Origin of the sequence: Halolamina sp. CBA1230, from assembly GCF_002025255.2 — an archaeon.
Lineage (GTDB): Archaea > Halobacteriota > Halobacteria > Halobacteriales > Haloferacaceae > Halolamina.
In genome coordinates, this window is sequence record NZ_CP054587.1 from 1,895,586 (window position 1) to 1,910,601 (window position 15,016).

The window sequence follows — 15,016 nt, forward strand, 5'->3', positions numbered from 1 at the left end:
AAACCGAGCGTTTTAGGCCGCCGATAGCGGACTCGACAAGCTTCTCGATTCGGGACCGACGACCGACACCGACGTTTCGACTGCACCCGCAACGGAGCCGTTGAGGGTGGATGCGGAGTCGTTCACCGCAGGCGGCGACTCATCGACCGTCGCACTCGCGACCCCGGCGTCGATCGGTCCGGGTCCAGTCGTCGCCGCGCCGGAGAAGCCCAGTCGGACCCAGCCGAGGTAGGGGATTCGGACCCGTGCGGTGCCGATCAGCCACTCCGGCTTCACTGGCTCCCGGATGTTGTTGGTCTGGTCGTAGTAGGCGTTGTTGTCGCCTTTGGTGATGAAGCCCGCGTGGGGGGCCGGGCAGTTGTCCATCTCCTCGCAGTTGTCGGCGCCCTGCACCCACGCCTCGTTGGCCTCGTCGTACCAGTTCTCGCCGTCCTCGACCCAGAAGCGCGCGCGGTGGATGATCGGCGGGCTCGACCCACGACTTTCGTACACGATGACGGTCCCGAAGTCGTTGAACGTCTTGTAGTCGACCTCTTTGCCGACTCGGTGGGTTACGACACCGGTCTCACCGCGGGCGGCGTCGGGAGCAAACCGGCCGGGTTCAGTGACGAAGATCAGGTCGCCCGTCTGCATGTTCGGGCTCATACTGGAGCTCTCGACGGCGACCATCGGCGGCCAGACGCCGCTGACCGCGAACAGCAGCAGGCCCACCGCGGCGACGGTCGCGATGCTGGTCAGCATCTCCCGGGCGAACATCAGCGGGCCGGTCTCGGCTGTCAGAAACCGACGAAGCAGGCCGTCCGGCTCGTCGTCGTCGGTCGACGGCTCCGGTGGGGGACCTTCGCCAGCACTCATCTGTGCTCCGCTTGTTGGGGGGTAGCCATAGGCCTTCTGACTGGGTTCGTTCCGGCCGTCACGACGCCGCGTTCGCTCGCTTCCGGCCGCTACCGACACCCTTTCGGTCCGTAGGTCCGCGCGTCACCCCATGGCACGAATCGAGGCCGCGGACTTCCACGAGATCGCCAAACCCGGCGACGCCCGCCTCTCGCCGGACGGCGAGCAGGTCGCGTTCGTCAAGGAACTCCCGGACGACGACGAGCGCTACGAGGCGACGATCTATCTCGTCCCGAGCGACGGGAGCGACGAGCCCCGCCAGTTCAGCGTCTCGGAGGGCGCCGACAGCCAGCCCCGCTGGTCGCCCGCCGGCGATCGCCTCGCCTTCGTCTCGAACCGGGGGAAGGACGACGACCGCCCACAGCTCTGGCTCATCCCCGTCGACGGCGGCGAGGCCCGACAGGTCACGGAGGTGCCCGCCGGCGTTGGGGGGATCGCCTGGTCGCCCGACGGCGACCGGATCGCGTTCACCCAGTCCACGACGGAGACCGAACGCGAGGAAGGAACGGACGTCGACATCTCCGAGGAGCCGGAGTACGAGCGCGAGGAGCCGGACCCGCGAGTGATCGACCGCACCGTCTACCGCACGGGGCAGTCGCACTTCGACGGCGCGCGCTCACACGTCTACGTCGCCCACGTCGGCGACGGCCTCGCGAGCGCCGACGAGGTCGACGTCGAGCGGATCACCGACGGCGACGTCGACTTCGGCGGTCCCGAGTGGGGCGACGCGTCGACGCTGTACTACACCGCCCAGGACGTGGGCGAGGACCCCGACGACTCCCACCGGTACTCCATCTACGCGTACGACACCGACGCCGAAGCGGCCGAGAAGGTCCACGAGTCGAGCGGCTGGGGCGCCGGCCTCGCCGCCACCGACGACGGACGGGTCGCGTTCCTCTACAGCGAGGAGGAGCAGGCCAGCATCCAGCCGACCGAACTCAAAGTGCTCGACACCGAGAACGGCGAGGTGGCCTGGATCACCGAGGCGCTCGACCGCGGACTGGGGTACGAGTCCGCGCCGCAGTGGGGCGCCGACGGCGAGCGGATCTACTTCTCGACGCCCGACGAGGGGAAGACCAGCGTCTGGTCGGCGCCCGGTGGGGCGAGCGAGCCGCCGAGCCGCGTGATCCGCCCCGGCGCCGTCAGCGCCGGCCACGTCGGCGCGGAGCGGTTCGCCTTCGCGATGAGCGAGTGGGACCATCCCGGGGACGTGTTCGTCTGCACGCTCGATCACGCCGACGAGCCGGGACTCGACGGCGGTGTGGGCGCCGAACGCGAGGACTGCGTCCGCCTCACCGAACTCAACGCCGACTACCTCGACGACGTCTCGGTGCAGGAGCCCGAGGAGCTCTCCTTCGACTCCGACCAGGGCGAGGTCCACGGCTGGACCATCACGCCCCCCGAGTTCGACCCCGAGAAGGAGTACCCCCTCGCGGTCGAGGTCCACGGCGGCCCTCACGCGATGTGGACGACTGCGGGCACGATGTGGCATGAGTTCCAGACGCTCGCGGCCCGCGGCTACGTCGTCTTCTGGTCGAACCCACGCGGCTCGACGGGCTACGGCGAGGAGTACATGCAGGCGATCGAGCGCGACTGGGGCGACGTGACGCTAACCGACGTGATGGCCGGCGTCGACCTGCTGGCCGACCGCGAGTACGTCGACGCCGACGACGTCCACCTCACGGGTGGCTCCTTCGGCGGGTTCATGACCGCGTGGACGGTCGGGCAGACGGACTTCTTCCGATCGGCGGTCTCCCAGCGCGGCGTCTACGACCTCACGGGGTTCTACGGCTCGACCGACGGCGCCTACGCGCTCGTCGAGGGCGACTTCGACACCACGCCGTCGGAGGAGCCGGCGTTCCTCTGGGAGCAGTCGCCGACGGGCCACGCCCACGAGGTAGAGACGCCGACGCTGGTGATCCACTCCGACGACGACTACCGCACGCCGGTCTGTACCGCCGAACTCTGGTACCGGATGCTCCGCAAGCAGGGCACCGACACGCGGTTCGTGCTCTACCCCCGCGAAGGGCACGAGCTCTCCCGCTCGGGCGAGCCCGGCCACGTCGTCGACCGCGTCGAGCGCATCGCGCGGTGGTTCGACGGGTACAGCGACCACCACGATGTCCCACGGGCGCTCGACCGCGAGGAGGACGAGGGGCTCTCGGCGAGTGAGGACGACGACGAGGACGAAAACGGCGACGACGCCGAGAACGAGGAGTAGCGCTCCCGAGGACTCCGTATCCCTACGGGGGCCGTTTTCGCCTGGCCGTCAGACGTGCCGTCCGTGCCCGGTTTCGAACTGAAGCGAGGGGGTTGGCGACCCCAACGCCTCGCCGTCCCAGGTCCGGACCGTGGAGGTCACGGTGACCAGTGCGCTCCGCACGCCTCCCAACCGCTCCGGAGCCCTCCGAGGGAGCCTTTCACGTGGTCGTCAGACGCCGCCCAGTGGGTCGGTCTCGAACTGAAGCGAGGGGGTCGTCCGCCGGAATCGCCCGAAACTCCCCGGCCTGACACCCCAGAAGGCACTTACACCGACACCGGCAACCGTCGGCCGATGAATCGACGCCGAGTCGCCCTCCTGCTCGTCGTCGTCGGGCTGCTGTGTCTCCCGGCGCCGCAGTATCTCGGCTGGGCAGCGGAGGCCACGTCCCCGCCCGCACAGACCTCCCAGATATACGTCGCCGAACCGATCGACCTCGACAACACCTCCGACCGCAAACGACTCGTCGGCGCCCACGGCCACGAGGTGACGCTCGCGACCCACGAACTCACCGCTCGCCACGGCGACGAGTACCGCAAGCCGAACGCGACCCGCGAGCTGTTGGTGGCGGCGATGCGCGACGGCTCCGCCACCAGCGTCGGGAACGACGACGTTCGGGCCGACGTGCGTGCGATCGAGGACACCAACCGGTTCGTCAGGGACACCAACGACGAGACCGAACCCGACGGCTACTACCGGTTCTCGGTCAGCGTCGACGGCCCGACGACGAACGTCACCGCCGAACCCGTCGAGATCGCGACCGTCGCCGACGCCGTCGCCGAGCAGGCCCCGCGGTACGAGAGCCTCACCGCAGGCGAACAGCGGACGGTCGACGCCATCCTCGACAACTCCACGGGCGACGACATGGGGTACCGACCCCGAGTGAACGACCCCTACGTCGACCAGCTTCCGACCGCGATCCGGAAGGGCGACACGCTGTACAACATCTCCGTCTACGGCCACGTTGACGACTTCGGGCCCGGCTTCGGCGGCTTCGTCGTCGGGCTCGGCGTGGCGGCGCTGGGGGTCGTGCTGCTACTGGCTGGGGGCGGGCTGTACGTATACGATCGCTGGACGTAGTTCGGTCGCGACGTTTGCCTCCCTCGCTCACCGCTCTCACGGCTCGCTGCGCTCGCCGTTCGCTTCTGAGGCGGTTTGCCGCTCCTTTCAGTCGCGTTTTCCCGCCTCACGTGGTCCGGAACGACCGATCCCCCGCGTCGCCCAGCCCGGGCACGATGAACCCCTCGTCGTTGAGGCCGTCGTCGATAGAGACCGTCAGCAGGTCGGCCTCGGGGAACTCCTCGTTGACCCGGACCAGCCCCTCCGGCGCCGACACCGCCGAGAGCACGAACAGGTCCTCGGGCTCCTCGACGGCGGCGTCGAGAACGTTGTCGAGCACCGTACACATCGTCGACCCCGTGGCGAGCATCGGGTCCGCGACGACGACCGTGTCGTCCGCGGTGATCTCGGGCAGCTTCTTGTAGTCGACGCTGATCGGGAACCGACCGTCGTCGTCCATCCCGGCCTCCTCGTCGCGGCCGGCGGAGATGACTCCCTGCTTCGCGCGCGGGAACGCCTTCAGCAGCCCCTCGACGAACGGCGTCGCGGCTCGGAGAACGTTGATGATCACGACGTCGTCGAGCCCCTTGACGCGCTCGCCGGTCGTCTCGGTCAGGGGGGTCTGGACGGGGACGTACTCCGTCTCCATCGCGCCGTCGATGATCTCGTAGCCGCAGATCCGGCCGAGTTTCACGAGCCCCTTGCGGAAGCCGACCTGCTCGGTCTCCACGTCCCGGATCTTCGAGAGGGTGTCCTTCGCCAGCGCGTGCGTGACCAGCTTCGCCTGGTCGCGATCCTCGATGGGCATTGTCGGCCCTGGGGCTGCGAACGTCATAAACGCGGGCGGTTTCGTGTGGCTACGGGGTGCTGTGCCGCACCGTGGTCAGCGTCCGCGGTGGTCGGCGTCTGGTTCGGTGACCGCCAGTGTGTCGATCAGCGCGAGCACCACACCTCCAACTACGACGGCTCCCCCGGCGCAGAGGCCAACGGCAAGCGCACTCGCCCAGAAGAACGGGATCTCCGACGTGAGCCACAGTTGTCCGAACACGGCGCCGACGGCCGCTAACAGCGGGGCGCCGACGTAGACGTACCACTCGTTGTTCCACGCCTCGACGTCCGTCGAGAGGAGCCGCTCCTTCATGGCGTCTCGCACGGGATGTGATACATCCGTGGCCATCAAAAAATCGACCGCTCACGAGCAGTGACTCTCCCTCACACGAACTTCCGGACTGTCATGTCCAGCGTGTCCAGATCCAGAATGGGCGCGTAGCCGTAGTCGGGGTCGATGTTGACGGACTTCTGGAAGTCGGTCTGCTCCTGCCAGCAGCCGGAGTTCACCGCGAGCACGTTGTGGTACTTCCCCCAGCCGAGCTTGTGGACGTGGCCGGTGTGGAACACGTCCGGCACCTCGTCGATCACGAGGTAGTCCTTCTCCTCGGGCGCGACGCGAGTGTGGCCGCCGTACTGCGGGGCGACGTGCCGTTTCTTCAGGAGCTGGTACATCGCCTTGTGCGGGTCGTCGTAGCTGGCTTTCTCCTCCGGGAGTTCGGCGATCACCTCGTCCAGCGAGACGCCGTGGTACATCAGCACCGAGACGCCCTCGACGGTGACGGTGGAGGGGTTGCCCGTGAAGCGGGCGTCGTGGGCGCTCATGATGTCCCGCAGTTCCTCGGTGAACGCGGGCTGCGGCTCCGCCAGCCGGACCGCGTCGTGGTTCCCGGGGATCATCACGATCTCCATGTCGCCGGGCACCTTCTTCAGCTCCTCCGCGAACGTCTCGTACTGGTCGTAGATGTCGACGACGTCGAGCTCCTCGTCCTGGTCCGGGTAGACGCCGACGCCCTCGACCATGTCGCCGCCGATAAGCAGGTACTCCACGGCCTCGGCCTCGGGCGTGTGGAGCCACTCCGCGAAGCGGTCCCAGGCGTCCTGGGCGAACTCCTGGCTGCCGACGTGAATATCCGAGATGAGGGCGGCCTGCACGTGTCGGTCGGCCGTGTTGGGCTTGTGCGTCCGGGGCACGTCGGGGAAATGGAGCGAGTCGACGAACATGATCCCGCCGTCGTCGGCCAGCGTCCCCTGCACCGCGAGACACTCGTCGAGCAGCAGGTCGTCGACGAGGGGAGCGAACGCGCGGTCCTTCATGATCAGGCAGGGGAACGTCCCCGTGGTGTCCTCCAGTTCGACGATCCAGTGGCCCGACGCGGTCGACCGGATGTCGTCGACGAGGCCGATCATCTCCGCGTCGCTCCCGCCGGGCATCGACTGGATCGCCTCCGCCGGCCGGTGGTTCACGCGCCCGCGGAGCAGTCCCGCGAGCCGGTCGTAGCGGTCCTGGAACGTGCCGACGAACTCCTCGTACTCGCCGGTGCCCGTGGAGCGGCCGGTCACGTCGTTGCGGATCTCCGGCGCGGGCGGCGAGCGGTCGCCGACGGCCTCTGCAGTGGTCGACGGTTCGACGATATCCTCGCCCGTAGACCCCTTCGTTTCGGCTCCACTACCGCTCTCTTCCTGTCGATTATCTCGATTTTCGCTTCCAGTCGAAACGTTGGTATCGTCAGAATCGGCGTCGGGCGACGACTCTTCGTCGTCGTCGGCTCCGAGTGCCGACGACCCTTCGTCCTCGCCGCCTCCAGTTGCCGGCGACCCTTCGTCCTCCTCGGTCAGCAGTTCGTCGGCAGGCGTCGAGTCGTTCCCGGCCTCCATGTCGGTCGGCGCCTTCGCGGCGAGGTCGGGGGCACCCTCGGCCGCCTCGGGGTGACTGGGTTCGTCAGGAGTCGCCTCGCTCTCGGGGTCGCCGCCGAGCAGTGGCCCGTCGAGCGCCTCGCGGGCGTGGGCGGCGGTGACGACGAACGCGTCGCCGGCGGCCTCCGCCGCTGCTTCGGCGGCGAGTTCGGGTTCGCCGGCGTCCGCGAGCAGCGTCACCGCCTCGCGTTCGGCGTTGTACCCCCGGCTCGTGAGCGCCTCCACGAGCCGTCGATGGGACTCCTGTGGCACGGGGACTCCTCGGCGAGGGGGCGGGAAAAGCGTACCGCAAGCCCCCCGGTTCCGGCACGGCTAAGCGAGCGGCGACCCCAGCCCCGGGCGTGAGCCAGTTCCCGACGTTCGAGGTGATCCCGGCGGTGGACGTACAGGACGGCGAGGCGGTTCAGCTGGTGGGGGGCGAGCGCGACTCCGGGAAACGCTACGGCGACCCCGTCGCCGCCGCGAAGCGCTGGCTGGACGAGGGCGCCGAGACGCTCCACCTCGTGGATCTCGACGGCGCGTTCGAGGGCGAGCGCGAGAACGCCGACGCGATCAAGGCCATCGTCGACGCCACTGTCCCGGAGGTGGATGTCCAGGTCGGCGGCGGGATTCGGACCGTCGCGGACGCCACGTCGCTGCTCGATGCGGGTGTCGATCGCGTGATCCTCGGCACGGCGGCGGTCGAGAACCCGGACATCGTCGAGCGGATCTCGGAGACGCATCCGGGGAGCGTGATGGTCAGTCTCGACGCGAAGGAGGGGGAGGTCGTCGTCTCGGGCTGGACCGAGGGGACGGGGCTCGATCCGGCCGAGGCCGCGGCGCGCTACGAGGAGCTGGGTGCGGGCTCGGTGCTGTTCACGAACGTCGACGTGGAGGGGCAGCTCTCGGGGATCGACCGCGAGACGGTGGAGAGAGTGGTCGACGCGGTGGAGATCCCGGTGGTCGCGAGCGGTGGGGTTACTGAGCTGGGGGATGTTGGGGAGCTTCGGGACGCCGGGGCTGCGGCCGTGGTGGTGGGGACGGCGCTGTACGAGGGTCGGTTCTCGTTGTCGGACGCGATGGACGTTTAGGGCGTTTTTGTCGAGTATTGTGGCGTCGTGGGAGACAGCCACCGCAACAGCAACAGCATCTCGATCGTTGACTACTGAAACCGCAACAGCACCTCGATGCTTGACCACTTGTGACCGCAGGTGCGCCGGGCACGAGGCCCGGCGCAGCACGGAGTCCCCACCCCTCCCCCCGCCGGCGCCAAAGTGGCGCCGGCGAGGCGTCCACCGCAACCGCAGCCGGCGGTGGCGCGCGACGTGAGCCCCTCCGTGGACGAACGAGCGCGCGAGGGACGAGTGAACGACCGAAGGGAGTGAACGAGTCGGCTGGGGAGGCGTGAGGGCTGTGCGGGGCGGTGCAGTCACAAGTGGTCATGCGCACTCCGCGGTCGTGTTTGCGGTGGGGAAACCGAACGTCGCGGTCGCGTCCTCAATCCAGTGATCGAACTCAACAACCCAGAACCACCGCCACTTCCACAACCGCTTTGCCCCCGCGGCCCACCCACGGAACCATGACCGACCGGACAGCGACCGTCGCCCGCGAGACGGCCGAAACCGAGATCGACTGCACGCTCACGATCGACGGGGACGGCGAGAGCGAGGTCGACACCGGGATCGGCTTCCTTGACCACATGCTGGACGCCTTCGCCCGGCACGGCCTGTTCGACCTCGAACTCACCTGCGACGGCGACCTGGGCGTCGACGACCACCACTCCGTCGAGGACGTGGGGATCGTCCTCGGACAGGCGTTCGACGAGGCGCTCGGCACCCGCGCGGGGATCCGTCGCTTCGCCGACCGCCGCGTCCCGATGGACGAGGCGCAGGCGAGCGTCGTCGTCGACGTCTCCGGCCGCCCCTACTTCCGGTTCGACGGCGCCTTCTCGCAGGAACGCGTCGGCGAGTTCACCAGCGTGCTCGCCCGCCACTTCGCGCGCTCGCTCGGCCAGCACGCCGGTCTCACGCTCCACTGCGGGATCGAGGGCGACAACGCCCACCACGAGATCGAGGCGCTGTTCAAAGGACTCGCCCGCGCGCTCGACGACGCCACCCGACTCGACGAGCGCCGGAGCGACACCCCGAGCACGAAGGAGACGCTCTAGGGTTCGCGGAGCTGGCCGTTCTCGACGACGAGTCGCTCCTCGGCCTGCGCGTGGGCGAGCACCGCCTCGATCTCCTCGCGCTCGAGGTTGTAGGCGTTCGCGAGCATCGACTCCGCCTCCGTCCGCTCGATCGGGAACGGTCGGTTCGAGAGCATCCGCATCGCCCGGCGGTACTGCGGCGGCGTGTCGTCCGATTCGGCCGTCGACATCGCGCTAGCGGTCGATTCCTCGCCGTCGCTCGCGCCGCCCGCCGTCGAACCACCCTCCGAGCGCTCACCAGGGCTCATCGTGATCCCGTCCGTCGTGGGGGCGGAGTCGCCGTCCGCATCGGCGGTCGATCCGTCCGCCGTCTCGCTCCCGTCGGCGCCGGCTTCCGCGCGCTCGATCAGCGGCTCCATCACCCGCAGTAGCTTCGTCTTGCAGTCCGGACACAGTACCACCGAGCGGTCGCCGCCGCCGAGGCGGGGCGGCACCACCGCGTACTCCCCGAGATCGTCGGGCGCGCCACAGAAGTAACACGACTGGAGGTCGGCCATACTCGGCTGTCACCCTCGCCGGGCAAAAAGCTGTGTCGTGTGGGTCGACCCACCGCTTAAGGCCGGCGAGCGACGACGCCGAAACCGAACACCGTGGACATCCCGCCCACCGAGACAACTGGTCGTTCGATCATCGTCAAACTGTTTCGCCGTCACAGCGTCGAGACCGAGCCGGCGGGGTCGATCGGCGACGCCATCGCGACGGTGAAGGCCGCGGGCGATCTCGACGAGGCGAAGATCCTCCAGGACGACGAGGTCGTCTACCACTCCGAGCGCAACGGGGATATCGAGGAGTGGGAACGCGCCTGGGAACGCGAGCAGCGGCGGCTCTCCGCCGAGGCGTCGGCGTGGGACTGCCCCCACGACGTCGAGCACTGTTTCGTGGACGACCGCTGTATCGACTGCCAGATCGATCGGGCGGCGGGTCGGACCGAGGAGTGAGCCGCGAGGCGGGAAAACTCGCCGGGGGCGAGGCAAACCGCCTCGAGAACGCGAGCGGTGAACGGAGTGAACCGCGAGCCCCGGAGCCGGGGGTTTAACCTCGCTGCCCGCCTGCAACCGACAGAGTGTTCGACGAGATCATGGAGAAGTTCGAGGGGTCGCCCTCCCAGCAGGCGGTCGTGCGCCTGCTGCTGGAGCGCGGTTTCTCGATCAACGACGAGGGGCGGGTCGTCTCCGGGGGGATCGAGATCCCGAACACGGGGATCGCCCGCGAGATCGGCGTCGACCGGCGCGTCGTCGACTCCACCACGCAGGCGCTGCTCGAGGACGACGAGCTCCGGGACATCTTCCAGAACATTTCGGCGGTGCCGAGCCTGATGGATCTCGCGCCCGTGCTCGACCTCTCCGTCGTCACCGTCGAAGTGGGCAACCCCGACGCGTCCGGGCTCGTCGCCGACGTGACGGGGCTCATCGCCGAGGAGGGGTTGACCATCCGCCAGGTGCTCTCGGACGACCCGGAGTTCGCCGACGAGCCAAAACTCTACGTCATCCTCGACGAGGAACCCTCGGGCGACCTGCTGAAGGAGATCCGGGGGCTGCCGTTCGTCCGGAAAGTGGGTTTCTGAGCCGTGCCGGAGAGCTTCCGTACCGTCGACGGCCGTGGGGAGGCCCACTTCACGGTCCGGGGCTCGGAGTTCGTCGGCCACGTGGATCGCGCTGACACCGTCGAGGCCGCCGAGGCGTTCGTCGAGGCCGTCCGCGAGGAGTACGACGACGCCACCCACAACGTCCCCGCGTACCGCGTCCCGGCGGGCGAGGCCTCGCCGGATCGGCTGAACGAGGTCATGATCCGGGAGTACCAGAGCGACGACGGCGAGCCCACGGGGTCGTCGGGCAAGCCGGCGCTGAACGTCCTTCAACAGCGCGAGATCCGGAACGTCGTCGCGGTCGTCACGCGCTACTACGGCGGCACGAACCTCGGTGTCGGTGGGCTCGCCCGCGCCTACTCCCGGGCGGTGAAGGAGGCCGTCGACGACGCCGGCGTCGCGGAAGTCCGGCCGCGCCACCGCTTCACCGTCACCGTCGACTACGACGACTCCGGCACCGTCCGGGGGCTGCTCGAGGGCGCCGACTGCGAGTTCGACGCCGCCTACGAGGCCGAGGTGAGCTTCGACGTGTCGGTGCCGGTCACCGACAGCGACGACCTGCGCGACCGCATCCAGTCCGCGACCAGCGGGCGGGCACGGGTCGAGTAGTCGACCGCGGGCGGTCGCCCCTCACGAGCACAACGGTTTTGCTGCCGTCAGTCGACACGTCGGACATGGTCGAACAGACGAACGTGGTCGTCGTCGGCGGTGGCGTCGTCGGCACGGCGACTGCCTTCCATCTCGCCGAACGGGGGGTCGAGACGGTACTGATCGACGACGACCGCGCGGGCGACGCGACCGCCGCGGGCGCGGGGATCGTCTCCCCGCCGACGAGCAGCCGCCGCGAGGACGACGACTGGTTCGCGTTCGCCGAGGCGGCGGCCGACCACTACCCGACCCTGATCCGCCGGCTCGAGTCCCAGGGCGTCGACGACCACGGCTACGCGGAGGGGGATCTCCTCTCGGTCGCGCGCACCGAGGCCGAAGCCGAGGTGCTCGAAACCGACCGCGAGCGCGCCGCCGCACGCGGCGCCGACTTCGCGGAGATCACGCCCAGCGAGGCCGAGGACGCGTTCCCCGCCCTCGACGGCGTCCAGCGCGCGCTGCGGTTCCACGGCGCGGCCCGCGTCGACGGCGCGACGCTGACCGCGGGGATCCGCCGCGCGGGTCGCCGAACCGGACTCACGACGTTCGAGGGGACGGTCGAGGAGATCCGCGTCGACGCTGGCGCGGTTTCGGGTGTCATCGTCGACGCGGCGGGTCCGACCGCCCGACAGGAGCAGCGGGCCGCCGGCGGCAGCGAGCGGATCGACGCCGACCGCGTGGTCGTCGCCGGCGGCGCGTGGTCGAGCGCGTTCGCCGACGATCTGGACTGTTCGCTGCCGGTGAGCCCGATTCGGGGGCAGATCGTCCACCTCGACGCGAGCCCGGTCGACGCCGTCGCCGAGACCGACGACCTCCCGATCGTCGGGAGCGTCGCCGACGGCTACATCGTCCCGTGGCCGGACGGCCGCCTCGCCGTCGGCGCCACCCGCGAGGACGACGCCGGGTTCGACCCACGGACGACCGCAGCGGGGGTGAACTCGGTGCTCGACTCCGGCCTCAGACTCGCGCCGGGGCTGGAAGACGCTACGCTCGAGGAGGTCCGCGTCGGCCTGCGCCCGGGGAGCCCCGACGGACTGCCGATCCTGGGGCCGATTCCGGGGGTGGACGGCGCGTACGTCGCGACCGGCCACGGCCCGACGGGGCTGACGCTCGGCCCCTACTCGGGCGCCGTGATCGCGGGGTTGATCGACGGCGAGGCGCCCGACAGCGACCTCTCGGCGTTCGACCCCGCCCGGTTCGCGGATCGGTGAGCGGGGCGGGACTCGCCGCTGGGGGGTGACGGCCCGCCGCGACGGAACAGGAAACTTATCCGCCCTACCGCCCCTACTCGGGGTATGACCAGCGGCTCGCCCGAGAACGTCCTCTTCGTGGTGATGGACACGGTCCGGAAGGACCACCTCGGCCCGTACGGCTACGACCGTGACACGACACCCGGGCTGGACGCGTTCGCCGAGGAGGCGACGGTGTTCGACAACGCCGTCGCGCCCGCGCCGTGGACGCTCCCGGTCCACGCCTCGATGTTCACGGGGATGTACCCCTCCCGCCACGGCGCCGACCAGGAGAACCCCTACCTCGAGGGCGCGACGACGCTCGCCCAGTCGCTCTCGGCGGCGGGCCACGACACCGCCTGCTACTCTTCGAACGCCTGGATCACCCCCTACACCCACCTCACCGACGGGTTCGACGACCAGGACAACTTCTTCGAGGTGATGCCGGGCGACCTGCTCTCGGGCCCGCTCGCGCGGATGTGGCAGGTGCTCAACGACAACCCCCGGCTCCGGAAGCTGGCTGACATGATCGTCAGCGCGGGCAACACCGCCCACGAGTACCTGAGCTCCGGCGAGGGCGCCGACTCCAAGACCCCGCGGGTGATCGACCGCACGAAGCAGTTCGTCGACGACGCCGAGGCCGCCGAGGGCGAGGGCTGGTTCTCCTTCATCAACCTCATGGACGCCCACCTCCCGTACCACCCGCCCGAGGAGTTCCGGGAGGAGTTCGCCCCCGGCGTCGACTCCACGGAGGTGTGCCAGAACTCGAAGCTGTACAACTCCGGCGCACAGGATATCGACGACGAGGAGTGGGACGACATCCGCGGGCTGTACGACGCCGAGATCGCCCACATCGACAGCCAGCTCACCCGGCTGTTCGACTGGCTGAAGGAGACCGACCGCTGGGACGACACGGCGGTCGTCGTCTGCGCGGACCACGGCGAACTCCACGGCGAACACGGTCTCTACGGCCACGAGTTCGGGCTGTACGACCAGCTGATCAACGTCCCGCTGATGGTCAAACACCCGGAACTCGACGCCGACCGCCGCGAGGACACGGTGGAACTGCTCGACCTCTACCACACCGTGCTGGACACGTTCGACGCCCAGGCGACGCCGACCCCGGGATCGAACGAGGAGGCGGTGTCGCTCGACCCGACGCGGTCGCTGCTCTCCGAGCGGTACCGTGAGTTCGACGACGTCGACGATGCTGACCCGGCGCAGGCCGCGGCGCCCTCCGGCGAGACGGGGTTCGTGGAGTACTCCCGGCCGGTGGTCGAACTCAAGCAGCTGGAGGAGAAGGCCGCCGACGCGGGGATCGAACTCGACCAGGACTCGCGGTTCTACGCGCGGATGCGCGCCGCGCGGCGGGCGGACGCGAAGTACGTCCGGATCGACCGGATCGAGGACGAGGCGTACCGCCTCGACGAGGACCCGGGGGAGGAAGAGAATCTCGCGGGCGCAGGGGAGGAGCGGATCGAGGCGGTGGAGGGCGAACTCGCGATCTTCGAGAACGAGGTCGGGGGCGCGTGGACGAGTGCTGCTGCAGGTGAGGTGAGTGATGATTCGGTGGAGGAGATGGACGAGGAGATCCAGGAGCGGTTGCAGGATCTGGGGTATATGGAGTAGTTGGGGTTCGAGTTGGCGGGTTTTCTTTGAGTGGTTCTTTCGTTACGGCATTGTCTGTTTCCGCGAACAGCGACGGACCCACGACCGCAAACAGCAACAGCATCTCGAAGCATGACCACTTGTACCGCAACCGCACCACGATGGTCTTCCCCTCATCCTCCCCACGGGCTCGCCGACCGGTGGCGAGCCCTCGCGTCCACCGCGACCGCACCGCCACGGCTGTCGGCGCGAAGCGTTCGCGGCTCCGTCCGCGAGTCAGCGCGAGGGACGAGTGAGTGAGCGCAGCGAACGAGCGAGTCGGCTGGGGAGGCCCGAGGGCTGTGCGGGGCGGTTGCGGTCACAAGTGGTCTACGAACGAGATGCTGTCGCGGTCGCGGTGGCTGCCCGATCAACATACGGTTTCTCTGAACGAAGCAACTCACTCTCCCTCACCGAAAACAGCGACTTCGAAAACGAATCAGTCCTCGGTCCAGTAGTACAGCGCCGTCCGATCGGCCCCACAGCTCGGACACTCGTCGGGGATCTCGTCGATGTCGCCGAGTTCGCCACAGTCCGCACACCGCCACACCAGTTCGGCCTCGCCGAACCCGTGGCCCGCGCGCTCGTGTTCGATCGAGAGCGCCTCGATCCCCTCCTCGGTGCTGACGGCGAACCCGAATTCGGTGATCCCGCGGACCGTCCCGAGTTTCGTCCCGTCCTCGTCGTACACGTCGATACCGATGGTCACGTCGGGGTCGTCGGTCATACACGAGTGTTGGGTCGCTGCAACGAAAAAGACGACGGGC

15 protein-coding genes are annotated in these 15,016 nt (G+C 69.0%); 9 read left to right on the forward strand and 6 right to left on the reverse strand.

All coding sequences use genetic code 11. The features are described from left to right. Window positions 1-12: 12 nt before the first annotated feature. On the reverse strand, window positions 13-855 hold the full coding sequence (locus B4589_RS10045) for a S26 family signal peptidase (RefSeq protein WP_079234140.1): 843 nt from the start codon (window positions 853-855) through the stop codon (window positions 13-15). A 130-nt stretch (window positions 856-985) separates the two neighbouring features. On the opposite strand from B4589_RS10045, the gene B4589_RS10050 reads away from it, so the two are divergent. Beyond that, entirely contained in the window at window positions 986-3,115 is a 2,130-nt protein-coding gene (locus B4589_RS10050; RefSeq protein ID WP_079234141.1) for a S9 family peptidase, read from the forward strand. 333 nt (window positions 3,116-3,448) lie between these two features. Next, window positions 3,449-4,234 carry a hypothetical protein gene (locus B4589_RS10055; RefSeq protein ID WP_079234142.1) on the forward strand — a complete coding sequence of 262 codons (786 nt, stop codon included), beginning with the start codon at window positions 3,449-3,451 and terminating at the stop codon, window positions 4,232-4,234. A gap of 106 nt (window positions 4,235-4,340) precedes the next feature. Here the strand turns inward: B4589_RS10055 and upp are convergent, their stop codons facing one another. The 3 genes from upp to B4589_RS10070 all read right to left on the reverse strand — a co-directional run bounded on the left by upp (window position 4,341) and on the right by B4589_RS10070 (window position 7,210). After that, window positions 4,341-5,021 carry a uracil phosphoribosyltransferase gene (gene upp / locus B4589_RS10060; protein ID WP_079234143.1) on the reverse strand — a complete coding sequence of 227 codons (681 nt, stop codon included), beginning with the start codon at window positions 5,019-5,021 and terminating at the stop codon, window positions 4,341-4,343. A gap of 75 nt (window positions 5,022-5,096) precedes the next feature. Next, complete coding sequence (locus tag B4589_RS10065) at window positions 5,097-5,366, reverse strand: hypothetical protein (protein ID WP_079234144.1); 270 nt, start codon at window positions 5,364-5,366, stop codon at window positions 5,097-5,099. A 59-nt stretch (window positions 5,367-5,425) separates the two neighbouring features. Further along, the gene (locus tag B4589_RS10070; RefSeq protein WP_079234145.1) at window positions 5,426-7,210 is read right to left on the reverse strand and encodes a DNA-directed DNA polymerase II small subunit; all 1,785 of its coding nucleotides are present in this window, start codon (window positions 7,208-7,210) and stop codon (window positions 5,426-5,428) included. 89 nt (window positions 7,211-7,299) lie between these two features. Between B4589_RS10070 and hisA the strand changes: the two genes are divergently transcribed. Together hisA and hisB are read left to right on the forward strand one after the other, a co-directional pair. Further along, entirely contained in the window at window positions 7,300-8,028 is a 729-nt protein-coding gene (gene hisA / locus B4589_RS10075) for a 1-(5-phosphoribosyl)-5-[(5-phosphoribosylamino)methylideneamino]imidazole-4-carboxamide isomerase (protein ID WP_079234146.1), read from the forward strand. 488 nt (window positions 8,029-8,516) lie between these two features. Continuing rightward, window positions 8,517-9,104, forward strand: a complete 588-nt coding sequence (gene hisB, locus B4589_RS10080; RefSeq protein WP_079234147.1) for an imidazoleglycerol-phosphate dehydratase HisB — start codon at window positions 8,517-8,519, stop codon at window positions 9,102-9,104. Here the strand turns inward: hisB and B4589_RS10085 are convergent. Next, window positions 9,101-9,640: a hypothetical protein gene (locus B4589_RS10085; RefSeq protein ID WP_079234148.1), complete on the reverse strand. Its 540-nt coding sequence runs from the start codon at window positions 9,638-9,640 to the stop codon at window positions 9,101-9,103. The two genes, hisB and B4589_RS10085, sit on opposite strands and share 4 nt — an antisense overlap. Before the next feature lie 93 nt (window positions 9,641-9,733). Between B4589_RS10085 and B4589_RS10090 the strand changes: the two genes are divergently transcribed. From B4589_RS10090 to B4589_RS10110, 5 genes are all read left to right on the forward strand, one after another. Then, on the forward strand, window positions 9,734-10,081 hold the full coding sequence (locus B4589_RS10090; protein WP_079234149.1) for a hypothetical protein: 348 nt from the start codon (window positions 9,734-9,736) through the stop codon (window positions 10,079-10,081). Between the two features lie 125 nt (window positions 10,082-10,206). Next, on the forward strand, window positions 10,207-10,707 hold the full coding sequence (locus B4589_RS10095; protein ID WP_079234150.1) for an ACT domain-containing protein: 501 nt from the start codon (window positions 10,207-10,209) through the stop codon (window positions 10,705-10,707). A 3-nt stretch (window positions 10,708-10,710) separates the two neighbouring features. Beyond that, entirely contained in the window at window positions 10,711-11,337 is a 627-nt protein-coding gene (locus B4589_RS10100; protein ID WP_079234151.1) for a YigZ family protein, read from the forward strand. A 65-nt stretch (window positions 11,338-11,402) separates the two neighbouring features. Further along, a complete protein-coding gene (locus B4589_RS10105) occupies window positions 11,403-12,584 on the forward strand; it encodes an FAD-binding oxidoreductase (RefSeq protein ID WP_079234152.1) in 1,182 nt (393 codons plus the stop codon). A gap of 84 nt (window positions 12,585-12,668) precedes the next feature. Next, a complete protein-coding gene (locus tag B4589_RS10110; protein WP_079234153.1) occupies window positions 12,669-14,231 on the forward strand; it encodes a sulfatase in 1,563 nt (520 codons plus the stop codon). A gap of 457 nt (window positions 14,232-14,688) precedes the next feature. Here the strand turns inward: B4589_RS10110 and B4589_RS10115 are convergent, their stop codons facing one another. Then, window positions 14,689-14,976 (reverse strand): rubredoxin-like domain-containing protein, encoded by a 288-nt coding sequence (locus tag B4589_RS10115; RefSeq protein ID WP_079234154.1) that lies wholly within the window; start codon window positions 14,974-14,976, stop codon window positions 14,689-14,691. Window positions 14,977-15,016 lie beyond the last annotated feature (40 nt).